General features: G+C 56.6%; 22 protein-coding genes, 3 tRNA genes and 3 pseudogenes. 22 read left to right on the top strand and 6 right to left on the bottom strand.

Annotation, left to right across the window (positions count from 1 at the left end; all coding sequences use genetic code 11):
• Window positions 1–59 precede the first annotated feature (59 nt).
• Window positions 60–653: an imidazoleglycerol-phosphate dehydratase HisB gene (gene hisB, locus FZZ93_RS03300; RefSeq protein ID WP_149320909.1), complete on the bottom strand. Its 594-nt coding sequence runs from the start codon at window positions 651–653 to the stop codon at window positions 60–62.
• Between the two features lie 176 nt (window positions 654–829).
• Between hisB and FZZ93_RS03295 the strand changes: the two genes are divergently transcribed.
• The 12 genes and pseudogenes from FZZ93_RS03295 to FZZ93_RS18740 all read left to right on the top strand — a co-directional run bounded on the left by FZZ93_RS03295 (window position 830) and on the right by FZZ93_RS18740 (window position 10,014).
• Window positions 830–1,282 carry an acetyl-CoA sensor PanZ family protein gene (locus FZZ93_RS03295; protein WP_149320908.1) on the top strand — a complete coding sequence of 151 codons (453 nt, stop codon included), beginning with the start codon at window positions 830–832 and terminating at the stop codon, window positions 1,280–1,282.
• Window positions 1,279–3,603, top strand: coding sequence for an AsmA family protein (locus FZZ93_RS03290; protein WP_149320907.1), 2,325 nt, complete (start codon window positions 1,279–1,281; stop codon window positions 3,601–3,603). Before FZZ93_RS03295 ends, FZZ93_RS03290 begins: the two co-directional genes overlap by 4 nt.
• Before the next feature lie 68 nt (window positions 3,604–3,671).
• Complete coding sequence (gene mutY / locus FZZ93_RS03285; RefSeq protein WP_149320906.1) at window positions 3,672–4,793, top strand: A/G-specific adenine glycosylase; 1,122 nt, start codon at window positions 3,672–3,674, stop codon at window positions 4,791–4,793.
• Window positions 4,790–5,062, top strand: coding sequence for an oxidative damage protection protein (locus FZZ93_RS03280; RefSeq protein ID WP_149320905.1), 273 nt, complete (start codon window positions 4,790–4,792; stop codon window positions 5,060–5,062). The genes mutY and FZZ93_RS03280 overlap by 4 nt, the downstream gene beginning before the upstream one ends.
• 90 nt (window positions 5,063–5,152) lie before the next feature.
• A tRNA-Phe gene (locus FZZ93_RS03275) sits at window positions 5,153–5,228 on the top strand.
• A gap of 6 nt (window positions 5,229–5,234) precedes the next feature.
• A tRNA-Gln gene (locus FZZ93_RS03270) sits at window positions 5,235–5,309 on the top strand.
• Window positions 5,310–5,362: 53 nt separating this feature from the next.
• Window positions 5,363–5,438: transfer RNA gene (locus tag FZZ93_RS03265), tRNA-Thr, on the top strand.
• A gap of 141 nt (window positions 5,439–5,579) precedes the next feature.
• Complete coding sequence (locus FZZ93_RS03260) at window positions 5,580–5,957, top strand: ParA family protein (RefSeq protein ID WP_149320904.1); 378 nt, start codon at window positions 5,580–5,582, stop codon at window positions 5,955–5,957.
• 148 nt (window positions 5,958–6,105) lie between these two features.
• The gene (locus FZZ93_RS03255) at window positions 6,106–6,615 is read left to right on the top strand and encodes a hypothetical protein (RefSeq protein ID WP_149320903.1); all 510 of its coding nucleotides are present in this window, start codon (window positions 6,106–6,108) and stop codon (window positions 6,613–6,615) included.
• Window positions 6,616–6,629: 14 nt separating this feature from the next.
• Window positions 6,630–7,802 carry a DUF6094 domain-containing protein gene (locus tag FZZ93_RS03250; RefSeq protein ID WP_149320902.1) on the top strand — a complete coding sequence of 391 codons (1,173 nt, stop codon included), beginning with the start codon at window positions 6,630–6,632 and terminating at the stop codon, window positions 7,800–7,802.
• A 66-nt stretch (window positions 7,803–7,868) separates the two neighbouring features.
• A pseudogene (locus FZZ93_RS18745) lies at window positions 7,869–8,252 on the top strand (DEAD/DEAH box helicase family protein); the annotation flags it as partial.
• Between the two features lie 1,315 nt (window positions 8,253–9,567).
• Window positions 9,568–10,014 (top strand): helicase-related protein, encoded by a 447-nt coding sequence (locus tag FZZ93_RS18740; protein WP_425460609.1) that lies wholly within the window; start codon window positions 9,568–9,570, stop codon window positions 10,012–10,014.
• Between the two features lie 42 nt (window positions 10,015–10,056).
• Here the strand turns inward: FZZ93_RS18740 and FZZ93_RS18505 are convergent.
• Window positions 10,057–10,237, bottom strand: a pseudogene (locus FZZ93_RS18505) (IS3 family transposase); the annotation flags it as partial.
• 644 nt (window positions 10,238–10,881) lie between these two features.
• On the opposite strand from FZZ93_RS18505, the gene FZZ93_RS03240 reads away from it, so the two are divergent.
• Complete coding sequence (locus FZZ93_RS03240; protein ID WP_223111760.1) at window positions 10,882–12,087, top strand: TetR/AcrR family transcriptional regulator; 1,206 nt, start codon at window positions 10,882–10,884, stop codon at window positions 12,085–12,087.
• A 655-nt stretch (window positions 12,088–12,742) separates the two neighbouring features.
• Here FZZ93_RS03240 and FZZ93_RS18735 read toward each other — a convergent pair.
• Window positions 12,743–12,874 (bottom strand): annotated as a pseudogene (locus FZZ93_RS18735) (integrase core domain-containing protein); the annotation flags it as partial.
• Between the two features lie 173 nt (window positions 12,875–13,047).
• Entirely contained in the window at window positions 13,048–13,410 is a 363-nt protein-coding gene (locus FZZ93_RS18730; RefSeq protein WP_425460608.1) for an IS3 family transposase, read from the bottom strand.
• Window positions 13,411–14,327: 917 nt separating this feature from the next.
• Here FZZ93_RS18730 and FZZ93_RS03225 point away from each other — a divergent pair.
• From FZZ93_RS03225 to FZZ93_RS03200, 6 genes are all read left to right on the top strand, one after another.
• Window positions 14,328–15,260, top strand: coding sequence for an SDR family NAD(P)-dependent oxidoreductase (locus tag FZZ93_RS03225; RefSeq protein WP_149320900.1), 933 nt, complete (start codon window positions 14,328–14,330; stop codon window positions 15,258–15,260).
• Between the two features lie 2 nt (window positions 15,261–15,262).
• Entirely contained in the window at window positions 15,263–15,595 is a 333-nt protein-coding gene (locus FZZ93_RS03220; protein ID WP_149320899.1) for a hypothetical protein, read from the top strand.
• A 545-nt stretch (window positions 15,596–16,140) separates the two neighbouring features.
• Entirely contained in the window at window positions 16,141–16,932 is a 792-nt protein-coding gene (locus FZZ93_RS03215; protein WP_187774452.1) for a transporter, read from the top strand.
• A gap of 101 nt (window positions 16,933–17,033) precedes the next feature.
• Complete coding sequence (locus FZZ93_RS03210; protein WP_149320897.1) at window positions 17,034–17,357, top strand: hypothetical protein; 324 nt, start codon at window positions 17,034–17,036, stop codon at window positions 17,355–17,357.
• Window positions 17,358–17,385: 28 nt separating this feature from the next.
• Complete coding sequence (locus tag FZZ93_RS03205; protein ID WP_149320896.1) at window positions 17,386–18,606, top strand: serine hydrolase domain-containing protein; 1,221 nt, start codon at window positions 17,386–17,388, stop codon at window positions 18,604–18,606.
• A gap of 171 nt (window positions 18,607–18,777) precedes the next feature.
• Window positions 18,778–19,656 carry a bile acid:sodium symporter family protein gene (locus FZZ93_RS03200; RefSeq protein WP_149320895.1) on the top strand — a complete coding sequence of 293 codons (879 nt, stop codon included), beginning with the start codon at window positions 18,778–18,780 and terminating at the stop codon, window positions 19,654–19,656.
• Between the two features lie 987 nt (window positions 19,657–20,643).
• Here FZZ93_RS03200 and FZZ93_RS03190 read toward each other — a convergent pair.
• Window positions 20,644–21,558 (bottom strand): alpha/beta hydrolase, encoded by a 915-nt coding sequence (locus FZZ93_RS03190; protein ID WP_187774451.1) that lies wholly within the window; start codon window positions 21,556–21,558, stop codon window positions 20,644–20,646.
• A gap of 303 nt (window positions 21,559–21,861) precedes the next feature.
• On the opposite strand from FZZ93_RS03190, the gene FZZ93_RS03185 reads away from it, so the two are divergent.
• Window positions 21,862–22,260, top strand: a complete 399-nt coding sequence (locus FZZ93_RS03185; protein WP_149320893.1) for a helix-turn-helix domain-containing protein — start codon at window positions 21,862–21,864, stop codon at window positions 22,258–22,260.
• A gap of 76 nt (window positions 22,261–22,336) precedes the next feature.
• Here FZZ93_RS03185 and FZZ93_RS03180 read toward each other — a convergent pair.
• Window positions 22,337–23,544 (bottom strand): IS3 family transposase gene (locus tag FZZ93_RS03180; RefSeq protein ID WP_407650234.1). Its coding sequence is split into 2 segments (ribosomal slippage): window positions 22,337–23,247 and window positions 23,247–23,544, totalling 1,209 coding nucleotides; the frame shifts between segments, so codons are not numbered across the junction.
• Here FZZ93_RS03180 and FZZ93_RS18725 point away from each other — a divergent pair.
• Both FZZ93_RS18725 and FZZ93_RS03170 read left to right on the top strand, forming a co-directional pair.
• Window positions 23,537–23,935, top strand: a complete 399-nt coding sequence (locus FZZ93_RS18725) for a conjugal transfer nickase/helicase domain-containing protein (protein WP_149320892.1) — start codon at window positions 23,537–23,539, stop codon at window positions 23,933–23,935. The two genes, FZZ93_RS03180 and FZZ93_RS18725, sit on opposite strands and share 8 nt — an antisense overlap.
• Window positions 23,928–24,881, top strand: coding sequence for a tyrosine-type recombinase/integrase (locus FZZ93_RS03170; protein WP_149320891.1), 954 nt, complete (start codon window positions 23,928–23,930; stop codon window positions 24,879–24,881). The genes FZZ93_RS18725 and FZZ93_RS03170 overlap by 8 nt, the downstream gene beginning before the upstream one ends.
• Window positions 24,882–24,939: the final 58 nt, after the last annotated feature.

Genomic DNA, 24,939 nt, shown 5'->3' with positions numbered 1-24,939 from the left:
CGGATTCAGGAAACACGGCTCGAGCGCCTGGCACTTGACGACGAGGCTCGACGCTTCCTTCACAGGCTGCCCTTGGTGGACGGCATCCGGCCGGCCATGCGTGGGTCTTCGGCCGCGGCCATGCGCAGGGCGCGGCCGAAGGCCTTGAAGATGGTCTCCGCCTGGTGGTGGGCATTGAAGCCCTTCAGGTTGTCGATATGCAGGGTGACCCGAGCGTGATTGACGAACCCTTGAAAGAACTCCCAGAACAGTTGGGTGTCCATCTGACCCAGAGTGGCACGGGTAAACTCGACATCCATGAACAGGCCCGGACGGCCGGAAAAGTCTACCACAACCCGAGACAGTGCCTCGTCGAGTGGCACATAGGCATGGCCGTAGCGGTAAATGCCGCGCTTGTCGCCGATCGCCTGATCGAAGGCCTGGCCCAAGGTGATGCCAAGGTCCTCGACCGTGTGGTGAGCATCGATGTGCAGGTCGCCCACCGCCTTGATGTCTAGGTCGATGAGCCCGTGGCGCGCTACCTGATCGAGCATGTGATCGAGGAAAGGCACGCCAGTCTCGCAGGTCAAACGCCCCTCGCCATCGAGGTTCATGGTGACCGTGATCTGGGTTTCCTTGGTGTCGCGGGTGACCGTGGCGGTACGCTCGGACATGTTGAATCTCCAGCGCCATGGCGCTTGTCGAAGGAAGACCGGTCGCTTGGACCAGAAGGCGCCGATGGCAGGCCGCCGACGCAGAACGCCATTATAGTGAAACGCCACCCCCATCCGCTACAATGCCAACCATTCAGCGATGGCGGTGTACGCCACCCTAGACGGGAGAATCATGCATGCCGGTCACGCTTCAGCGAGTCGACCAGGCGACCTGGGAAGCGGATGCCCAGGTCCGCACCGATCTGCTCCGCATCTACGCCGATGCTCCCGCCGAGCGTCTGCCACATGATCCCGAGACGTTCATCCGCGAGCACCTGGCGGCGGCGCGCTTCTTCTGTTGCGCGCACTTCAACGACCGACTGCTGGGCGCCGTGGCGGTTCGCCCCGATGCCGAGGCCTGGTGGCTTTCCCACCTGTGCGTGCGCACGGCCACGCGACGCCGTGGCGTCGGCTCACGCTTGCTGACACTGACGGGCAAGGCCGCGCATCACGATGGTTTGCGACTGCGCATGCTAAGCTCACAGCTTTCCATGGCCGACCAGATGCTGCTGCAACGGATCGGTTATCGCCTGACCCAGGCGGGTGACTACTTCGAACTCGACCTGCTGCCCAAAGGAGCCGGGCAATGAAGCGAATCTTGCGTACCTTGCTGGCCACCATCGGCATTCTCGGGCTGGTGGCGGTCGGTGCCGTGGTCTTCGTCACCACCTTCTTCGACCCCGAGGACCTCAAGCCACGCCTCGTCGAGGTGGTGCGCGAGCATAGCGGGCTGGAGCTGGAACTGGATGGCCCTCTCAACTGGTCCTTCTATCCCCGGCTGGGAGTCGGCGTGGAAGCCGCCGAGGCACGCTTGCCGAACCAGTCGTCCGATGAGCGTCCCTTCGCGGCCATTGACCACGCCGAGGTCAGCCTCGCCTTCGCGCCCTTGCTGCGCGGGGAGATCGCCATCGACGGCCTGACCCTCGAGGGATTGCTGTTGAACCTGGCGCGGGATGAGTCGGGCCGCGGTAACTGGGAGACGCTGATCGAGCGACTGGAAAGCCGTGGCGAGGAAGCCGAGGCCGTGCTCGCACCCGCCAGCGCCGGCCCCAACCCCGACGCGGAATCGAGCGAGAGCGGGCTATCGGTGGCGCTCAATATCGCCAGCGTCCAGGTCCACCAAGGCCAGGTCAACTACCGCGACGCCCAGGCGGAACGGCACGTGACCCTGGAACAACTCAACATCACCGGTCACAACGTCAATCCCGATCGCCCCTTCCCGCTCAATGCCAGCCTGCGCGTGCTCCTGGACGACGACCTCGACACCGAGGCAGCGACCCTGGCCAGCGACATCATTCTCAAGACGCGGGTCGATCTCGGCCTGACGGAGGGGCGCCATGTCTTCCAGGAGCTATCCCTGCAGACCGACTCTCGGTTCGGCGATGCCCCGGATACACAGAAGCTCAACCTCACCGCCGCCGAGGCAATACTCGACCTCAGCGAACAACATGTGACGCTGACCGATGGCCAGCTCGATACCAGCCTGCTGCATCCGCGACTCGGCGAGAAGCGCCTGGCACTGGCGATGGGGCTTCAACTGGATGCCGACCTGGAGGCCCAGACCGCCCAGCTCCGCGAACTGCACCTGACAGGCCCCGACAGCCTTGAACTGACGGGCAACCTCAACGTCACCGAGCTGTTCACGGCGCCGAGCTATCGCGGACAATTACAACTGGAACCATTGTCGCTGCGCCCCTGGCTGACGCGACTCGACGCCATGCCGGCCACTGCCAGCGACACGGCCCTGAGCGACGTCAGCCTGACCAGCCCGGTCGAGGGAGACCTGCAATCAATCACCCTGGACGGCCTGACCCTTGGCCTGGACGGAAGCACCTTTAGCGGCCGCCTGGCTGGCCAGTTCGACGGCTCAAGCCTGAGTGCCAACCTGCAGGGTGACACCCTCGACCTGGACGCCTACCTGCCTCCCGACGCCCCCTCTTCGGAGACCAGCGCCAGCCTGCCCCTTCTCGACCGGGCCTATGCCGAACAATCCCCGACGCTTCTGCCCGCCAGCTGGCTGGCTGATCTGGATCTCGACACACGTCTCGAGCTCGGCGAGCTCCACTTCCTGCGGCAGAACTTCCGAAACGTCACTCTGGCGCTGGAAGGCCAGGAAGGTCACCACCGCCTGACGCGCTTCGAAGCGGACCTGCATGATGGCCAACTCTCGGCCACCGGCTCGCTCGATGCTCGCGAGACCCCGCTTCGCTGGCAGCTCTCGCCGAACGTCACCGCGGTACGCCTCGGCGACCTGCTGGAATCCCTGGGCGATGAACCGGCCCCCTTGCAGGGCCTGCTGGAAGGCAGCGGCGAACTCGAAAGCCAAGGCAACAGCCTGACCGAGCTCAAGCGCGCCCTGAACGGCCACCTCGAGACCCGGCTCACCAAGGGCCGCCTGACCGAAACCAACGTGTCACAGCAATTGTGCACCACGGCAGCTCGTCTCCAGGGAGAGCAGACCAGCCGCGAATGGGAGGAAGGCACCAGCCTGCAACGCACCGAGGCCAGTTTCGAGATTCGCGATGGCGTGGCCGAAAGTGACGACCTTGCCGTCACGATACCGGGTATCGACATGAACGGTCAGGGGCAGCTCGATGTGGCCAGCGAACGTTTCGACCTCAAGGCCAACGCCCGTTTCACCGATACCGTGGACGCGGCCTGCGAGGTCAATCCGCGCCTCAAAAAGGTGCCGTTCCCCGTTCACTGCGAAGGACAACTGAGCGGCGACAGCAACGAGTGGTGCCGTTTCGACCGCCAGGCGCTACAGGCCTCTCTCGGTGAGCTGCTGCGCCAGGAGGCCTCCCAGCGCGCCGGCGAAGAAATCGACAAGCGTCTCGAGGACGCCATGGACAAGCTGGAAGAAAAAGCCGGCGGTGAACTTCGTGGCACCCTCGAGAGTCTATTGAAATGAGCATCAAGTAAAGCCAGTCACTGCGCCGGTCCTCGCGATCGGCGCTTTTTTGCGTGTCGAGCCCCTTCATGACCGACCATCCACCCGTCGTTCTGCCTCCCGAGACCTTCCAGCGCCGCCTGCTGGACTGGTTCGATGTGCACGGACGTCACAACCTGCCCTGGCAGCAGAACCGAACGCCCTATCGGGTCTGGGTCTCGGAGATCATGCTCCAGCAGACCCAGGTCACCACCGTGATCCCCTACTTCGAACGCTTCATGGAGCGCTTTCCCGACGTCGAAGCCCTGGCCGCCGCCAACCAGGACGAAGTTCTGCATCTATGGACGGGGCTTGGCTACTACGCCCGGGGACGCAACCTGCACAAGGCCGCCCGGGTCGTGATGGAAGAGCACGACGGCGCCTTCCCCGTGCACAGCCTCGAGGCCATGGCCAGCCTGCCCGGCATCGGCCGCTCCACCGCCGGGGCGATTATCGCCCAGAGTACCGGGCGGCGCGCGGTGATCCTCGATGGTAACGTCAAGCGGGTGCTGACCCGCCTACATGCCGTGGAGGGCTGGCCCGGGCGCCCTGCCGTGGAACGCCGGCTGTGGTCGCTGGCCGAGCGCTACACGCCCGCTGAGCGCGTGATCGATTTCACCCAAGCGATGATGGACCTGGGCGCGACACTCTGCCGCCGCGGCCGCCCGGAGTGCGGGCGCTGCCCCTTCGAGACCGAATGCCTCGCCCACGAGCGAGGCGAGGAACGGCGCTTCCCGGAATCCAAACCGAAGAAGGCACTCCCCACCCGGCAGACCCTCATGCTGTTGCTCCTGGATGACTCAGGCCGCGTGCTGCTCGAGCAACGTCCCTCCAGCGGGCTCTGGGGCGGCCTCTGGAGTCTGCCGCAATTCGAGGATTCCGAGGCCCTGCAGGCCTGGCTGGATCAGCACGCACCGGGCGCCGAGCTCGATGACGAGTGGTCTACCTTCACTCATACCTTCAGTCACTTCCGGCTGGAGATCACCCCACAGCCGGCCCGCGTGACGTGCCTCGACGCGGTCGGAGAAAGCCGGCGCTGGTTCGACCCCACCGATCCTGCCAACATCGGACTCGCCGCGCCGGTCAAGGGCTTGCTGGAGTCGCTGCGCCCCTTCACCCTGTCCGCACCCGCAGGCCATGCATCCGAATCAGCCAAGGAGCCATCCCGATGACCCAGACCGTATTCTGCCGCAAGTATCAGGAAGAGCTGGAAGCCCTCCCCTTCCCTCCGTTGCCCGGCGAGAAGGGCCGCGAGATCCAGGCCAGCGTATCCAAGCGCGCCTGGGAAGAGTGGCAAGCCCTGCAGACCCGCCTGATCAACGAGAAGCACCTCAACATGCTCGACCCCACGGACCGGTCCTATCTGATGGAGCAACTGGAGCACTTCCTGAACAACGAGGAAACCGACCAGGCAGAAGGCTACGTGCCTCCCGAACGCTGAAACGCCTCAAGGTGCTGTATACGCCATCTTTTTGAAAAGAAACGGTTGACGCAAAAAGGGCTTTAGGGTTTAATACGCACCGTTGGCGCGGGCCAGATAGCTCAGTCGGTAGAGCAGGGGATTGAAAATCCCCGTGTCGGCGGTTCGATTCCGTCTCTGGCCACCACAATGCTGGGGTATCGCCAAGTGGTAAGGCACTGGTTTTTGGTATCAGCATGCGCAGGTTCGAATCCTGCTACCCCAGCCACGCCAACCTGTTTCTCGTCCTGCTTTCCAAGTCGAGTCGAGACTGTATTCCAAGCCGACATAGCTCAGTTGGTAGAGCAACTGACTTGTAATCAGTAGGTCCCGGGTTCGACTCCTGGTGTCGGCACCATCTACTAGATGGTTGAAAATCAAAAGCTTGCTGTACATCATCGCCGCCTTCTAGGGCGGCGATTGTGCTTGTAAAATCTCTCCTTCGGCCTAGCGTTCAGTCTTGCACTCATTCCTTTCAATTTGGATGAGGTGCAGCTAAATGTGTGTTTCTGCAACAGTTTGTTCCAAGGGCGGTGTCGGCAAGACGACCTCAACGGCCAACCTGGGCGGCCTGCTGGCTGATGCCGGGTTCAGGGTGCTCCTCATTGACCTGGACTCCCAGCCTACCCTTTCCTCCTATTATGAGCTGTCCCAGCCTGCACCCGGCGGAGTGTACGAGCTGCTCGCGACAGATCTGGTGGATCTCGACCAGATCATATCCAAGACCGCGATTCCCAATCTCGATATCGTGGTCTCTAACGACTATCGGAATCAGTTGCAGCAGCTGTTGCTCAACGCCCCCAATGGCCGGTTCCGCCTGATCGGGTTACTCGACCGCTTCTCCGATCGCTACGACGCCATCCTCAAGCGGATCTGATCACATTCACTTCCCCGAGGGGCGACGCCTGCCCCTCGGGGGTAGCTCGCCCCTTTTCCTTATTACGGCGACTCAACCACGGCTCCGGCGCCTCGAGGAGGCCCCGGAGCTTTTTCTGGACAGCTATGTCGCCGATAGCGACAGCGCAGTGTTCCTATCCCTCTGGGGACGGGATACCGCGATCCATGAGTTGATGGCCAAGCTGACGTTGTCGATTGGCGAAGGCGACCTGGACAGTTTGACCTTGATGGGAGAGCGGCCAGTCCGGTTGCACTTGAACCGCGACCGACTAGGTAAGCGCACCACGCGGACCTATCGACAAACGCGATTCGGCAGTCTGCTGAACCTCTGGCTGTTCGATCAGCGCTGCCAGGAGCCCGACCGGGCCAATCGGCAGTGCTATGCCATCTTCAACGAAAGAGATTCCCAGCAAGACAAGAGCGCGATGCTCTGGGCGCGACTGCGGGATCTGGCGGCATATCCGCTACTGGATCACTGGCGACCGACGATCGTTCAGTTGCTCCTCGAGCATGAAGCCATCCGCATGCTCGACCAGACGTCCGAGCGTCTGTCCGGCGTCTGGATCGATCTTTCGTTGGCTTCAGTACAAGAGGCGATCGGCCACCGCATTCAGTCCGGTGAACTCACCATCCAATAATCCAGGAGGCCACCATGGCTCTGATGTTTCCACGCCTGGCACGCAACTTTGCCAAGAATGGTTACTACCCAACCGATGAGGCCACGCTCGAGCGTGTGTTGAATGCGCTGGATGCGTCGCACGACCAACGTGTGCGAATCCTCGATCCCTGTGCCGGCGAAGGCATGGCGATCCTGGAAACAGCACATCGCCTGGGCCGGGAGCGTACCGATGCCTATGGCATCGAATACGACCTGGAGCGGGCTCGGCACATGCAGCGCGTCGTGGATGTGGGGATCCAGTCGGATCTGATGGATACCGTCATATCCCCGCGATCGTTCGGGTTGCTGTTCTTCAATCCCCCCTATGGCGACCTCGTTGGCGAGACCGGCGGTAGCAAGGGGTATGCCGGCAAGGGGCGACAGCGACTGGAGAAGCTGTTCTACCAGCGGTCAGTGCATCTCCTGCAATACAGTGGGGTGATGGTCATGATCGTGCCGGGGTATGTGTTCGATGACGAGCTATCGAGCTGGGTTGCCCAGCATTTCGATCGCGTCAGCGTCTACCGGGCTGCCGTGGACACGTTCCAGCAGGTGATCGTGTTCGGAGTGCGCGCCAGGCGCAATGCACTATTGGCCAGCAACAAGGCGAAAGAGGTCAAAACGCTGTTACAGGGTATCGGCTCGAAGGACATCGAGCCGGACATCCTGCCGGAATACTGGAGCAGCGAATCCTACGATGTACCACCGGCTTCGAGTAGCACGCCGCACTGCTATCGCGTGTCGCTGGAACCCGAGCAGTTGGAGCAGGAAATGGACCGCCTCGGCGGCCTATGGCCTGACTTCAACCTCGCGTTCTGGACGGATGGCGTCACGCAAAGACGTCCGCTGCGTCAGCTGTCCAGCTGGCACCTCGCACTGTCACTGGCAGCGGGAGGCATATCGGGCATCGTGACCTCGAGGTCGGGGCGTCAACTGGTCGTGAAGGGCGATACCTTCAAAGAGAAAGCTGCGCAGGTCGAGTTTGAGGAGGACGCCGACGGCAACATCACCGAGCGTCGCACTCTGACTGACCGTTTCGTGCCGGCCATTATGGCCTGGGACGTGACAGCGGATTCTCCCGACAGGGGCCGACTGTTCACAATCACGTCGACGCCGGCTGCTCCGGCCGTTGCTGAAACCACCGACTCGGAAGCCGAGACGGCATAACCCAACCACGATCGCTCCTCAAGGCGATCATTCCCCACGCGGGCAGACAAGCTGCCCGCTGGGCGCATGTCTGCCCATTTTCGTAAGGAGATGGACATGAACATGCCATGCACCACACCGGATAACGTCATCGCGCTCAACGATTTCATCGATGAGTTCGGTGATGGGCTGCTGGATACGCTCAACCATACCCACCCCCCGGTTTACGATGGTCGGGGGCACCCGGGTCGCCAGGCGGTGATGGACTCACTGTCGCGCAAGCCGTTCCCGGCACAGGCCGATGTCGTCCAGGCGATATCAGCCTTGTTGCTGGATCAGAACGAGCGTGCCGGCATCATCAACGCCGAGATGGGTACCGGCAAAACGATGATGGCGATCGCTGTCGCCGCTGTGATGGCGAATGAAGGCTATCGCCGGTCCTTGATCGTCTCGCCGCCGCACCTGGTTTACAAGTGGCGGCGCGAGATCCTCGAGACGATACCCGAGGCGCGGGTCTGGGTACTCAATGGCCCGGACACGCTGGCGAAACTGCTCAAGCTGCGCGAGCAGTTGGGACAGCCCAGCGATGGTCGGCCGGAGTTCTACGTGATGGGCCGTGTGCGGATGCGAATGGGGTTTCACTGGATCCCGGTGGCCACCCCAAAGCGTACGCTGGACGGACGCTTCGCGGCGTGCCCGGACTGCGGCGGTATGATCCACGACAGTGATAACGAGCCGATCAGGTTCGAGCTGTTTCAGCAGACCGAGCGTCAGCAGCGATGCGAAGCATGCGGTGGTCCGCTCTGGACACTCATACGACAGCGGCAACCCGAAGGGGGTGCCCGCCGTCGTTCGGTGCTCAAGGCGCTGCAACGCATTCCGACCATCGGCAAGGTGACATCGGAGAAGCTGATCGACCAGTTCGGGGAGGCATTTCTCTCGTCGATGCTGGCCGACAACGTGCACGAGTTCATCAACCTGATGGACGAGAACGGCGACCTGGTGTTCAACGATCGACAGGCGACGAGAATGGAGCGGGCGATGGCCAACATCGAGTTCGGCTTCGGTGAGGGCGGTTTTCAGCCGAGCGAGTTCGTGAAGCGCTATCTGCCTGATCAGTTCTTCGACCTGCTGATCGTCGACGAGGGGCATGAGTACAAGAACGCGGGGTCGGCACAGGGCCAGGCCATGGGCGTACTGGCAGCAAAGGCACGCAAGACGCTACTGCTGACCGGCACGCTAATGGGTGGCTATGCCGATGACCTGTTCTATCTGCTCTTCCGGGTTCTGACGCCGGTGATGATCGAGGACGGCTACCGTCCCCAGCGCAACTCACTGGGTGCGGCGTCCATGGCCTTCATGCGGGAACATGGCGTTCTCAAGGACATCTACTCCGAGCGTGAAGGCATTGGGCACAAGACGGCGAAGGGCCGGAAAACGTCGGTGCGCACGGTCAAGGCACCGGGGTTCGGCCCGAAGGGCATACTGCGCTATGTGTTGCCGTTCACGGTGTTCCTCAAGCTCAAGGACATCGGTGGTGATGTACTTCCGCCGTATGAAGAGGAGTTTGTGGAAGTGCCGATGTCGTCAGACCAGGCCAGTGCCTATGACAGGCTCTCCCGGGAGCTGACACAGGCGCTCAAGGAAGCATTGGCACGCAAGGACACCACCTTGTTGGGTGTGGTGCTCAATGTACTTCTGGCGTGGCCTGATTGCTGTTTCCGGCCTGAGACGGTCAAACACCCGCGATCGCGGGATTTGATCAACTTCACCAAGTCGATCTTTGATGACGAGTCGCCTGAAGCGCGTCCTCGAGCAGGCAGGGTTGAAAGTGGCCGTGCTGCGCTCGAGCGTCGACACCAGTCGGCGGGAAGACTGGATCGCGGATCAGGTCGAGAAGGGGATCGATGTTCTGATCACCAACCCCGAGTTGGTGAAGACGGGCCTCGATCTACTCGACTTCCCGACGATCGCATTCATGCAGACGGGATGGAACGTCTACACACTCCAGCAGGCGGCACGTCGATCGTGGCGGATCGGTCAACACCGGGCGGTGCGTGTGATCTTCTTCGGCTACGCCGAGACTTCACAGATCGCCTGTCTGCGGCTGATGGCCAGCAAAATTGCTGTGGCGCAGAGCACATCCGGGGACATACCCGAGTCGGGCCTGGATTCGCTCAACAGCGACGGCGAGTCGGTCGAGATGGAGTTAGCCAGGCAACTGGTCGCTTGAACCCCAGCCCCTCTTCGGAGGGGTTTTTAATGTTGTGCTTAGGGTATATCGAATCGAGACATATTGAACGGCCTCCTATCGCTGTGGTGGGTCAAGTCGCTGCCATGTTGCTGAGGACGTTCATGAAGTGCCTGCTCCAGAGCATCCAGCATCATGTCGGTGCGGGTGTGCGGGTGTGGGAGGGAACTCGCCAGCCGATGACCCGGTATGCAATGGCGCCGATGGCCGCCCACTGCGAGGGCTAGTCGGCATCGTGGCCGAATACCATGTGGACTGCACGCTGACGGGCTTCAGGTGTATATCGTTTGGAAGTGCTCATGGCTCCATCCTCTCAAGGTTTGGAGCCTCCGGGAATTCCGCGACGATTCAGGTGTTTACCAGTGGACCACAGGGGTTCCCAGTGGCAGGACATTCTTCCAAAGTATACGTCCTGCAACTAACCAGAGCAGGCACGGTTGTGTGGTCTGTTCCTACTCGCCTTAGCGGCAGTTTCCTCTGTGAGATCTTCCGCGAGTAGCCTGGTTAGTAGTACGATGCTACGCGCGTCGAAGGAATGGAGGGGCACATTGAAGCCATCCAAATGGCACTTCATCAAGTGCGAGTCTACATTCAGTGTGGGCCTTTTCCTCCTTGTATCACGGGCTCGAGCACTCTCAATGATGTTGTGGCTGGAGCATGAGATTGCACCGCAAGGTACTTGGTCACATGTTGGAAAAGCTTGCTGGAAAAACGGTCGAGATTCTTTTGCAAGCAGACCGTCAATCATCCGGACTTCGGTAAGTAGTGTAGCATTTGGCGTCTGAGACTACCGACACTACGTTCAGGAAATGACGATACTAGATAAGCCAGTATGTTCAGGGAGGCAGCTTGGCCATTAAGTCAGACGAGATTCTAGCAAAAGCATCAAGCATGTTCGCACGGCATTCTTATGAAAGAATTACCCTGGAGCAGATCGCATCGCAGCTCGACATGGTTCCAAGTGCTCTTTATCACTATTTTAGAGATAAAAAGGAGCTGATATTCCAGTGTTATCTACGTGGATTGAATATCTATAGTCAGGAGCTGGAAGCGGCGTCAGAACCCGGCATCGATGGACTGGAGATTATACGTCGATTTCTGCGTGGCAGGCTGAGTCCAGATAGCCCGCGCATGATCCTTTTCACTGATATAGATGCGTTGCCGGAAAAATTCTGCCAGATTGTACATGAAAGTCGCTGGAAGAATGTTGAGAAACTAGCGGCTATCGTACAGCAAGGTGTCGAGGACGGCTCAGTAGAAAGCAATGAGCCATTACTTACTTCCGTGGCGCTAATTTCCATCCTTGACTGGGTGCCTTTCTGGTTTTCTGAACATGATTACTACACACACCAGCAGGCGATTGATAGTATTGATGACATTGTTACCCATGGTGTCTGCCGCCGTGATCTGAAGGCATCCGTCTCACCTCCTCTTCCTGATCTCTCCCCCTTCCTTGAGGCACAGGCAGGCTTGAGCAAGCGTTTATCCAAATTTGATCAATTATTGAGAATCGCGTCAGATAACTTCAATAGAAAAGGGGCTATGGGAGCATCACTTGAGCAGATCGCATTAGATGCTGGTATGACACGGTCCGGCATTTACTACCATTTCGATAGCAAGGAAGATCTTCTTTATGCATGCCTAACGCGCTCTCTGAAAAGGGAGGCTGAAATAGCCGCCCATGTGGCTGCGCAATGGGCTAGGACTTCCGATTACGTCATTCAAATAAATAGGTTGCTTTTGATGTTGCATGACACTCCATGCGGCCCCAAGGAAACGTATCATAACATCAACTATCTGGCCCAGAATCATAGAAATGCCTATGTCTCCGAAGTCCTGTCAATTGTTGATGCGGTACAGGAGCGATTCAAGAACTCAATAAGGCTTGGAGAGTTCCGAGGAGTTGATGGCTACTTTGCGCATAGAATCATGTCTGGAATGGAGCACTGGTACCCTGTCTGGTTCAGGAAATGCACACGCTGGCCTCCTGTGGCCGTAGCTGATCACTTCTCCAATATGTTTCTATATGGGATCAAGCCTCGCTCTATTCTATAGCATGTCGGATCTCGGGTGTTTACTTGAGCTGAAAGAGCTATTCTCTGATAGCAACCAGAGAGTTCCTCCATCAGTTCACTCAGGAGTACCGAGATGGAGCTCAAACTGCACACCGTGCCGAGACCCCGGGCTGCTCTTAAGAAACTTCTCGCTTGTGCACTTGCCGCTCGAGACCGCGTCAGTGGTATGGCCACTTGGTGATGGCAACATTGGAATGATGGGCATGGCCTCCGCATACTTTCCATCAGCTACGAGCTGCTCACCACACCTGAGTTTCTCGTCTGGGGCGGAAGACCTGCTCGCTGTTGCCCGGGAACTTCCTGTCCCGGCTGTTTTCATCGAATGCTGAAGAGGCGTCAGATGTCGACGCTGACCAAGATTGAACCTCACCCCATATCAGAACCGGACATTGCTGGAAAACCCGACCTCTTTGCCGCTGGAGAACATTGATTGATGATATCTTTCAGCGAATTCGGTTATGGCTGACAGGTTCAGGAACTCCGCTGCCAGTCGTGCCGCTCCGGTTGCCCGAAATATGTCCCTCTTGTCGTCCCTCAATGCCTGAATCTAGTTGGCGATGTGGGCGGTGTCGAAAGCGTCGTTTCAGGGATGAATGAGACCTGACCTGATTTTAGTTCTGTCGCCAGGCTTATGTCTTGTCGCGAGCATCGTCCATCGACAGGAACCAATGGGAGGCTAGGCATTCTGCCCCGAATTTTCCGTTTAAAGACTCCGCAAGAGCATTATCCTTCGGCTTGCCCGGGAGGTTGAAATCCTGCGTTACGCCCCTTTCAGTATGTTAAGTGATCTATTGCGCGCGAGGCGAATTTGGGACGGCTATTGACATGGGGCCAGACAGGTCGGTGTCCCTGCTGGAAAATCCTTGTCATGGTCCCAACTACACTTTCAGCTCCAATGTAACCATCAACTTGATTCGCCAGGCCTTCTCGGCTGTATTCATCAGTCAGTGTCAGGGCGCGTAGTCGCTGGCCATTGAACAAGGTGCCACTGATGAAGTCCATGCTCCACGCTTGAGCCGTTGCCGTGGCGAGCACTCGTACACGACGAAGTGCAGCCATCCGGTCGTCGTCTGGCTTGCTTGTGCTGAAGGGAGAGGTCCGTTTCTCGATACAGCCGATACACGCGCTTGTGGCTGACGTTCCGGCCTTCGCGTTTGAACAGTGCATGTACCCGCCGATAACCGTAACGCACTCGTGTGGTGGTGACTTTCTGAATCCATAGAAGAACAGGGCGCTGATCCTGCGCTTGACTGTGGTGATAGAGCGCCGAACGTGACGCGGCAAGGGCGCTGCAGACTGCCATGTGTTGGCCGTAAAGCATCTCGGGCGGGCCAGCTGTCGTTTTTACGGAGTGCTCCGAGCATTCTTGAAAGGACATCCACACGTCTGCAATCGGGGAACCGACCTCCGCATGTCCCCAGTGCGTAGGCAACCTGCTCGTTGGTGAAGCACAACCTCTCGCGGTGGGGAGCGTCTCGGTGTGTACCGGGGGTCTTGTCCAGAATTCGGGGAGGGGCCGCCTTCACTGCGAGCGTTTGCATGGCAAGAGATAAAAGACTACATTGAATTCAACCAAGAATGAATATTGAGTAAAGTTTTTGTAAAGACAAAGTAGTTCTGCACACGTTTTTATAAAAAAATTAGCAAAAACAATGAGATATTATATTTTGAAGGATGGATGATGGATTCTGAAACTGTTCTTAATATTCAATTTCTGTCGAGTAGGTCATCAAGATGCGAACTCACCTCGCTGAGGCACTGCGTCACGAAGGCTCTCGAGACGGGAAGACAAGGCAATCCATCCCGTGAGGGAGTACGCCCATGCGTCTGATGCCAGCCACTGGGAGCTACCCGGACTTTGATGCCATGCTTCGGATGGCAGCGGCAGAGATATCGGCCCACCCGGCCCTACAGGAGAGAGACCGCTCTGTGGCGTGGGTCGAGCTCGACTACATGATCAATGTCATCGCTAATGCATTGATTTAAAAGTTGAAATACCCCAATTGCAGAGTGGCGTTCATGAGCTCGTACACGGCGATGACGTTCCATGAGTAGGGGCATTGACTACGACCGTGCAGGTTGCACTTTAGATGAAAGCGTCACTGTTATCGGTCTAACGACGTCGGCATCCCATTTTCGAAATGGAAGCCTTGCAAAGGCGCCTCATCATGTCGAAGACAGGCGTAGAGACGACATAAAGAACAGACCCAGGGAGGCAACATGACAGTGCGGTTTGATGGACGAGTAGCGATTATCACGGGGGCCGGCAATGGACTTGGCCGTTCCCATGCTCTGGGACTTGCTGCGCGTGGAGCGAAAGTGGTCGTTAATGACCTTGGTAGTGCGGTAGACGGCAATGATGGTTCGCGGGATGCGGCGGATCTCGTTGTCGAAGAGATCCGCAGCCTCGGGGGCGAGGCGATGGCGAGCAGCGCCAATGTGGCCGACTACGCTCAGGTTCAGGCCATGGTGTCCAAGGCCAGAAAGAAATGGGGCCGGGTCGACATTCTGGTCAACAATGCCGGCATCCTGCGCGATAAATCCTTCTCGAAGATGGATGTCGAGGACTTCAAGGCGGTGGTTGACGTTCACCTGATGGGCTCTGCCAACTGTACCAGGGCAGTCTGGGAAACGATGCGCGAGCAACAGTACGGCCGTATCGTCATGACCTCCTCTTCCTCCGGGCTCTACGGCAATTTCGGCCAGGCCAACTATGGGGCGGCCAAGATGGGGGTCGTAGGGTTGATGAATGCTCTGCATTTGGAGGGCGCCAGATACGGCATTCATATCAACACGCTGTCACCAACCGCCGCAACACGCATGACGGAAGATCTTGTTCCCAGAGCGTGCCTTGACTTGATGACAGTGGAAAGCGTAACGGCCGGCCTTCTCTATCTCGTACAGGACCAGGCGCCTTCCCGTCTCATCCTCTGCGCGGGAGCAGGTGGGTATGCTGTAACGCGTATCTACGAGACCAATGGCATCTACCTGGCCCCTGACGAGCAGACTCCCGAGAATATTGCGTCAAACCTTTCCAAGCTCCTGGACTCGCGCGACCAGGCGATGCTGCAGGATGCGCAGGGGCAGACAATGAAATTTGTGACTCAGGCGGCGAAGGCGCTGGGTGTCACTCTTGAGGGTACAGGAGCCTGATCATGCATGATGCTGTGATTGTTTCCATTGCCCGTCCCCCGACTGGCAAGGCCTATCGAGGTGCCTTCAATAACACTAAATATACCGACATGATGTTTAGACTGAAACAAATAACACAAGGGGGGGGGGGCATGAGTCAGATCAAAGAGAATGCGCATTCCAATGAAGTCTATGAGCAGGTGATGACGAGAAAGGGTATCCAGAGCCTGCTTGAGAGTGCCGACACTAGGCTGGAGAAGTTCAATGAAATAGTCGGCTTAGACCAAGAAGATGTCTATATGGAGAGCAGTATCAGGATTATCTATGGAGGAGGCCTGACCCAGGAAATTCAATAGGTGAAAAGCTATTGCCCATTAACGTGAAGCCTGAGAAGAAGATGATGCCGCTAATGTATCAGGTGCTCGCATTAATGTTTTATATGATGAGAGTGGAAGTCGAGACGATATAAATATGGTCCTTCAAGGGGTGCGCCGGTAATGTGCATAGGATGGAACGAGGTCCCGGTTTTGGCAAAGATGTGAGTTTCATTGTTTTATATCCATAAATGTGTCAGAGATTTGACTCACGCTGTGTTGTGGATGGTTATAAAATTACTCTGAGTTATTCTGAAAGCGAGAGCCGATCTCGCGGGGTTACACCATGTAAAGGTGCTGGAAGGTGTGAGATGATAAATACAAGATTGGATATCGCATCTCGTATGTCGTTGTATAGGATGCGGGCTGTCAAGGGGGGGCTTCTGGTTGTGGCCCTGGTGGTAAATAATTTTGCTTATGCTGGGGAAGCGGCCACGACGGTAGGGCCCATAGGAGGCAGTGATGCTCGTGCGGCGGTATTGCCGCCCCCCGGTCTCTATGGCGCACTCGGGGGGATCTATGTCGATATGACGGGCATCTACGACAAGAATGGGGATGAGATATATCCTGACCCTGTAGGCTCGTCAAAGACGCTCGCTTATTCTCTCCTCTACGTTTACCCCTTTGAGGTTCTGGGGGGGAGTGTCGCAAGTTCCATTAGTCAGTCATATGGGGAACTCTGCTTCGGAGTTTCTTCCTCGAGGGAGAAGTGCTCAAGAGGGATGGGAGATATCTATTCGGACTTATTCTTCTGGAGCAGAAATCTGACCCCAGAGTCTGATCCATTTGGTGTAACCATTGGAGCTGGATTGGGGGCTGTGATTCCAGTAGGAAAATATAATGTAGACGAGGGGAAAAAGGGTGTGCCGCAGCGTGGAGGTAATATCTGGGATATTGTTCCCAATGCAGCAGTAACTCTTTCAACAAAGGGTGTGTTGGGGGGGGATGTTACCGATATCAGTGCGCGACTCTACTATAATCATTACTTGAAAAATGATGCAACAGACTACGCCTCTGGTGACCTTGTACATCTGTCATTTGCGGTCAGCGAACTTTATGGGAAATGGCGGCTTGGTGTTGCCTTCGATACGTTCTATCAGATTGAGGATGATGGATCTCCTGACCCTCGTGTTGCTGCCGATATTTCAGGCTCGGATGGGAAAAGAAGATATGGCTTTTCCTCTGGGCCCTTAGTGCAGAAGACGTTCATGCTTGCCAACCGTCCCTGGAGTGTGAAAGCAAAAGTCATGCTTGGGCAGAAGGCAGAAAACAATATCACGATAAATTCTACTGTGCTTGTGCTGAGTACCAAGATCTAGGGGCCGGCTTGGGACCGCTCCATCAATGGGGCATGCATCATATTGGACTTGGTGCTCGATATGTCGAGGGGAGTCGGCGCCACTACGCTGGGGGGAGATTAGTGCTCTATCAGGATCATGGCATCACGGTGACTAGGAATCGTGATGATATCGCCACTCTCACTTTCGACCTGAAAGACAAGGCTATCAACACGCTCTCGCGCTCGGCCATTCAGGAGCTGCGAGCGGCGGTCAAGGCGCTTCAGGTCAATGAAGCGCTCAGAGGATTGAGGATCACTAGTGCCAGGGATGATTTTAGCGTCGGCGCCTATATCTCGGGTGCCGCCGTGCTCGCTCTGCTCTCCATGTTAATTGCCGTGTCCGTGCTTCGTAAACATGCTCAGAAATCAGGAGGGATGACCGCAGAAGAATTTTCGTGTCAATGAGCAACCAAACACTACCGCAGGAGGTATCATGGAAAACGATGACAAATCCTATCTGACGGCCGAGGCCAGTCTTGTAAGCAATTCCGCCAAAGGCTCTGAGGTAGGCGCTGATTTTTCCCCGGCGCTCGACGCTGCCATCGACCAAGCGCTGGCCGATAATCTTGTCGTGGGGGCTGTGGTCATGGTGGCCAGAAAAGGCGCTCTCATCTATCGACGCGCCGCCGGCCTTCTCGATCGTGAAGCGAGTACTCCCATGCGTGAGGACGCAATCTTCAGGCTGGCCTCGGTAACCAAGTTATATGTCACCGTCGCTGCCATGCAGATGGTTGAAGAAGGGAAGCTCGCTCTCGATGACCCGGTCACGAAATACCTGACTTACTTCCGACCAAGAACCGCGGATGGTGAAGAGTCAATCATCAGAATACGTCATCTGATGTCACATACAGCGGGTTTGACCTATGGGTTTCTTGAACCGGAGGGGGGGGCTTATCGGCGGGCTGGTGTGTCAGATGGTATCGACGCAACAGGGATAACATTGGCAGAGAATGTGAAGCGCATAGCGTCGCTGCCCTTGTCTTATGAGCCTGGAACCTCCTGGGGATACTCGGTGGCGAGCGATGTCCTCGGCGCCGTATTAGAGGTGGTGGACGGCTGTACGTTACCAGAGGTGATTCGCCGGCGAGTCACGGACCCTCTGACTATCACCGATACAACCTTCTCGGTCGTTGATACATCTCGGCTCGCTGTTCCTTACGCCAATAGCCCCGAGGCAGGCCAGCCTCCGGAGTGCATGGGGGCTCGTCACCAGATTACATTCAACGGTTTAACATTGAACTTTGTACCTGACAGCATCTTCGATGCCAGAACCTTTCCCTCGGGCGGCGGTGGCATGGCGGGTACTGCCATCGATACACTAAAGCTACTGGAAGCTCTGCGTCAGGGTGGTGGCCCGCTGCTAAAGCCGGAAAGTGTCGAGCGATTTACGACCAATGTTGTCGGAGAACTCGAGGCCAATTTAGCTGAACCCGGTTGGGGCTTTGGTCTGGGGTGCGGCATTTGCAGGGATCCGGCGGCTGCCAACTTGCCTGTGAGCGCCGGGACCTGGAGCTGGGGAGGCGTATATGGGCATAAATGGTTTGTCGATCCGGCTCGCGAGCTGAGTGTCGTCAGCCTGACCAATACGACGCTCGCCGGCACACTGGGGCCCTTTCCCAATGCTGTACGTGATGCCATCTATGGCCGGGGGTAAAACGCGCTGTAGGCATCGTGGGCACCTTTTGAAACGCTGAATCTTCAATCGCTTGAAGAACATCGGGGCTGGTAGCCACCCATCAATGACTCGGTGGCGCTCCCGGCCCATATCCGGGCACTTAACTGGCTCTCTGACAGCGAAAATAACGACTATTCAGGAGATTCTCCCTTGGAATCCAGCCCTCTGTTTTCGATCGGCTTGCCGGTCTCACTGTTCATTATCATGGTCGGCATTGGCTTGACGCTCACCGTGCGTGATTTTGGGCAGGTGACACTCAACCCCAAAGGCATGATCGTCGGTACCATTGCTCAGATATTGCTGATGCCCATGGCCGCGTTTGCTATTGCGTCCATGCTGAGCCTAACACCAGCACTGGCCGTTGGTCTGGTTGTCATCGCGGCTTGCCCCGGTGGTGCCACGTCCAATCTGTTTACCCTGTTGTCTCGGGGCAACGTTGCTCTGTCTATCCTGCTGACGGTGTCTGCCAGCCTGATCGCCATCCTCAGCCTGCCGTTCTTCACCAACCTGGCGCTGGTGCAATACTTCGGTGAAAGCGCGGAGATCACCCTGCCAGTGGGCAAGACCATTACCATGCTGGCAGTGATCGTACTGCTACCGGTTGCTACCGGTATGCTGATCCGCAGCCGCTGGCCAGAGCGAGCCCAGCGGATGGAGAATGGTGTCAGCCGCTTTGGCGCGGCAGTTTTGCTGCTGCTGAGCATCTTGCTGCTGTGGGAGTCAAGGGATCGCCTGGTGCAGCTGTTCCTTGACGCTGGGCCGGCCACCTTGCTGCTCAACCTGGCCGGTATCATCGTCGGACTAGGCTTCAGCCGGGTGCTGGGTCTGTCGCGGTGGGAATCCATGGCCGTGGCCGTGGAACTGGGTATCAAGAACGGCACTCTGGCATTTATGGTGACGCTGACCTTGCTGGAATCCAGCGAGATGTCGGTGCCAGTGATGGTCTATAGCCTGCTGATGTATATGGTGGGTTTCTTGTTGGTGGTAGCCGGTCAGAAGCTCATACCGGCGTCTTCGCCCGCAACCTAAAGCTAGATATCTGCATGATGCGTCCGCCCTACAATCAGGCCCATAAGGGTATGGTAGGGCGGCTGCCCCCCCTCGACCAACCGTTGCCAGAGCACCAAGGCCTCCATCTGGACCAGGAACTGCTCACGGCAGGTAACCTTCTTCTTATTATAGTGCTCAGCCTAGGCGGAAGAGATCTGCTTCATCGGTTGGCTCTGGTCAGACAGAAAGGGAGATGTTACCCCGCTGATGGCTGGCTATCAGCTGCGGTGGGAGTTTACCGTCGAGCATCCTGATCAGGGTTGGATCACCGACATCACTTACCTTTGTGCCTGACAAGGTTGGTTGTATCTGGCCGTCTTTATGAAGTTGTTCGCCCGTAAGTTAGTGGGCTAGTCGATAAAACCGACCTTGGCCAGAGAGTGTCGGCAAACGCTAGGGGCCATCGCGTCCCGAATGATCGTGGTGGTCACGGCAAACTGAAGATCGATCAAAGATGACGCATGGAATGTGGGGAAAAGGCCAGTACAGCCTCTACAGGAGTACGTGGTTGCATGGATCGGTGGTATATCCCAAAGATGTTGACCTTGCGACTGTTCAGGTGAGCCCACCGCAGGATTATTCGTCGGGTGTGGCACGCAACGGCCCCATTTTCTTTGTACTGTTCCCGATCCCGCAGCATCAAATTGTCCGTTCAAATCATGGTATTTGGCCAGACCAATCACTCACGGATCTCAAACGGCATGAGATAGTAAAGTCTGACTCAAGAAGCTGAATGTCAATACTTCAATCGGCCCCTATTATAAAACGCCTCTAAGACGGGCCGAATACATTCCAACAACAAAGGTAAACAATCTATGGCTTTGATTCTACGCACCGCAGTCGTGCTTCCCATGTTACCCATCGCATTATCGCTCGCTGGAGGCGTCAGCGGCAGCAGCGCGCCTGAACCTTCGGCCAAGCGAGACACGAACTTCGATGCCGTCAACGGTATCGATCAAAGCGCCACTACCTGTGTTTACGCAATGGTGTGTTTGCTTGGTCCATGAACCTTCTCGTCTCACGAAACACGTCGCGAGCCTCTGGTGTGAACGTGGCTCCCATGAAAACGTGAAACCCGCCTGGATATTCCTTGTAGAAGGTTTCGACCCCCCGCGACCTACAAAGGTCAGCGAAGCGACGCGCGTCGACGACCAGAAGATCCAGGTCTCCGTTGAAGATCGCGACAGGGGGCAGCCCTTCCGGGTCGGCATTGACCATGCTGAAATACGAAGACGCATGATCAGCACTACCGGCCCACCATTGGCTGCACACAAGAATGCCACCGACGCCCAGCATTATGTCCTTCGGCTCGACGTCGCGAATGCCATCGGCCTTAAGCTGGAAATCCAGCCATGGAGAATAGAGAATGAGCCCATCCGGGAGCGACTTGCCGGCATCGCGTCGGCGGAGCGCTAGGCTGAGTGTGAAGTTACCGCCTGCACTGTCACCGGCAACGAAGGTCCGTTGTCCTGCCCTGTCAACGGTAATCTGATCGTAGAGCGCATCCATCATGGGCGTTGCTTTGGTATGATCATGTTTCGGCGCCAAGGCGTAGAGCGGCACCGTGATGGTCGCACCCGTGTGCTTTACCAGCTGCGTGATGATGGACCAATGGGCGCGCACCAACTCGTGAATGTAACCGCCACCGTGGATGTAGAGGATATGATCGTCTGACTTCTTCTCCTTGGGCGTCAACTGGATGATCCTCTGGTCGTGGAGCCAGAATTCACTGACGTCGCACAGGGACCGCAACGATGTCGGGACATCCGGCGCCTTTTGCGTGCCAATGTCCCTGACGTGTTTCTTGAGAATGGCTGCCGTCTCGAAATTGTTGCTCTTAAAAGAGAGGAACCACCGGGTGAGAGTTTGAGAGAGACTCAAGGTGCGCCGTCCTTTCTCGGTAATTTTGCCAGATCTACCTGCAAACCTGACCATGCCCAATCAACATTATGTTCCAGTTGATACCCAAGTCTACATGAGACGCAGCGTTACGACCAAGCCGCTTGGACGGTATCGGAGCCATGAGGAAACTTCTGCAAAGGCCGAAGAAGTGAAGAGAGATACTATACCACGCCATATCTGTTCAAATATGGGTCATCATCTAATGTAGTGGGTGCTGGTTCCAACTGGCCTTCAGTTCTTCCATCATAGTTCCTGTCATGATCACACTATGATGGGAAGACCATGCACCAGAACCCGCTATACGAACGTATCCTCGGCCTTTCCACTCCATGGTTCGTCAGCCATGTGGACCTTGATGAGGATAGCGGTCTGGTCGAATGCGAGGCTTCTGCCAGCCTATGCTGTCCCCGGTGTGGCCAACCTTCCCCGCGATACGACAAACGACGCCGTCAGTGGCGACATCTCGACACCTGTCAGTTCCAGACCCAGGTGGTGGCGAATGTGCCACGTGTCCGTTGCCCAGAACACGGCTGCCTGACGATCCAGGTGCCTTGGGCAGAAGGCAATAGTCGTTACACCGCGCTCTTTGAGGCCCTCGTGATTGAGTGGCTGAAGGAGGCGTCGATTCAGGCTGTCAGTCGGCAATTGCAACTGAGTTGGACCGCTTTGACGGCATCATGAAGCGGGCGGTCAAGCGAGGCCTGGCCGCGAGGACATCGCCGGATGTGCGCTTTCTGTCGGTGGATGAGTGTAGTGGTCAAGTGTTCTTGGCCACCGGGCTTTGAGCATTCCAGTAGTTCTTTTCTGCTACATTCGGCGGTAGCCCATCGTTATGCCTGTGCGGTCTGAGGCTGCTGTAGTAACCGATCATATAATCAGTGACAGATTGCTTCGCCGCCGCAACGCTGGGGTAGCCAATCTCTGGCATCCATTCCGTTTTCAAGCTCCTGAAAAAGCGCTCTGTTCGGGCATTATCCCAGCAATTTCCTCGGCGACTGAGACTCTGTGTCATCCGGAAGCGCCAGAGCATCTGTCGGAATGCCAGGCTGGTATACTGACAGCCCTGATCCGAATGAAATAGGATGTTTGGTGGCTCTCCACGCGATTCGTAGGCCATGATCAGTGCCTTCTTCACCAGCTCCGTATCCGGAGACAAGGACAATCCCCAGCCTACGGGTTTACGGGCATATAAATCGATGACCACTGCCAGATAAGCCCAGCGTGACCCTGACCAAATATAGGTAATGTCGCCAGTCCATACCTGATTGGGACCCTTTACCTCGAATTCCCGGTCGAGAACGTTCGGGATATCCTGGTGCGGTTGATCAGCTGTCTTGTAGGCGTGGCTTGGTGGCTGTGTGCTCACTAACCCCAGCTGTTTCATCCGTCTGCTGGCCCGGTAACGACTCAGTGGTGTTCCAGCCTGCGTGACCATGTTGGCGATGCTACGAGCGCCGGCCGAGCCGTTACTGAGGGTATACGCTTCGATCACCTGATCCAGCAGCTTCTGCTCAGCCTCACAGGGCCTTCTTTCCCGGTCACGCCAGGCCCGGTAGCTACTACGATGCACCCCAAACACTTGGCACAAGTGCTGCACCGCATAGCTCTCTTCAAGTCGCTCGATTATCGAGAATTGTTCAGGGAGTCCGACATCAAGAGAGCGGTAGCCTTTTTTAATATTGCCTTCTCTTCCTCTACCTGCCGCAGCGTACGCTTCAGCTCCTGAATCTCTCGCTGCTCCGGCGTCAGTGCCTCACCTTTCAGCGGTGCCTTGCCTGCCCGCTCAGCCCGAAGTCTACGTACCCAATACTCCATGGTGGACTTGCCTACTCCCATGGCTTCACACGCTGCCTTCAGCGTGTAACCTTGATCGACCACGAGCTGGGCCGCCTCCAAGCGAAATTCTGGACTGAACCTTCTTTTCTTCGCCATCATCTGCCCCTGACTGTCTATGTGAGTGATCATACACTCAAAATCAGGTGGCCAGATTCACTATGCCACTACAGGTCTAGCGGACCATTCCATCGTTATCAATGACACAAAGGCCCCGGTACATACCGTTAATGGTACCTACTTCCTTGTCAGCCCCGGCATTTTTAAGCGTTTCTGTACCAGCGTGTTGAATGAAAAAAATCAATGGCAAACGGTTCAGAAGCGATTCCAAAAGTTGGGTGCACATGTCAGAACCCAAGGGCAGAATATTCATAAAGTTTCTGTCGAAGGACAGAATAAAACCGGGACTTTGATGGGTTATTTGATCAAGGATCCTGGGTTTGTGAGTCAGAAGATCCCACCTGATAACTGGGTTTTGACTCTTGTAACTACCAAGGGAGAAAAGGGAGTTTCAGATGAATGATGTGTCGTTCTTGGAATTGTTGAGTCGTTATGCTGCTGACAAACATCTTCGCCCTAAAACCGTAAGCACCTACACAGGTGTCGTCCGATTGTTCCGTCGTTACTTAGGCCATGAAGCTTATCCAAGCATGGTGACACGACAGATGGTGATTGATTGGCGGGTGTCGATCATTCGCACCAGGGACAAGCCTGATGGCATCACTGAATCAAGCTGGAATAACTACGTGAGGCACCTCAAGGCGCTCTATAGCTTCGGTATCAAGCATCAGTTGATTGCGTGTTACAAAAATCCTTTCCTGGATGTATCGGTCAAGCAACCAAAGGTACCCAAAAGATCGTTGCAACCCTTGCAGATACGCTATGCCAGGGAGGTGCTTGAGGTCTGCCGACGGTATGAACATTGCTACGATGAACGCTCAAAAATACATCCTGCCTGGTTCTGGCAGAGCCTGATGGAAACATTCTTCTACACGGGAATACGATTGAACCAGTTGTTGCACATAGAGGCTGGTGACGTAAATCTGAAAAAACGTGTTTTCCGTACGTCCGCTGTAGGATCGAAAACGCATTCTGAGAGTATAATTCCAATACCTGATGGGCTGTATCCATATATGCGTCAATTAATAGTCGCTGCTCATAACTCTGGGTTCAAAAGAGAGGATCAACTCTTTAATGTGAACCGGTTTAGCCATCGCCATAAAAGAACGACGATGGATACATGGCAGGTAGAGAGATTCTTTCAGTCGTTGTCGGAGCTCACGGGGTACAAGATGTCTCCTCACCGTTTCCGTCACTTCCTGGGAACGAGTCTCATGAATAGTCCCGAAAGGAATATCCATATCACGCAGAACATCCTGAACCACTCCGACATACGCACCACGATGGAGTACATACATCCAGACGTTGAAGCGATGCGCCGTGCGTTGAACAGGTGTGTGCCAGTTTAGCTAAACAGGGGCGGTGAGAGGTGAGGAGGGATGCCCCTCCTCACTTAGCCACAACGTA

Origin of the sequence: Halomonas eurihalina (assembly GCF_008274785.1) — a bacterium.
GTDB classification, from domain to species: domain Bacteria; phylum Pseudomonadota; class Gammaproteobacteria; order Pseudomonadales; family Halomonadaceae; genus Halomonas; species Halomonas eurihalina.
The sequence above is the reverse complement of the archived record's forward strand: the minus strand, read 5'-3'. Positions and strand labels throughout refer to the sequence as shown.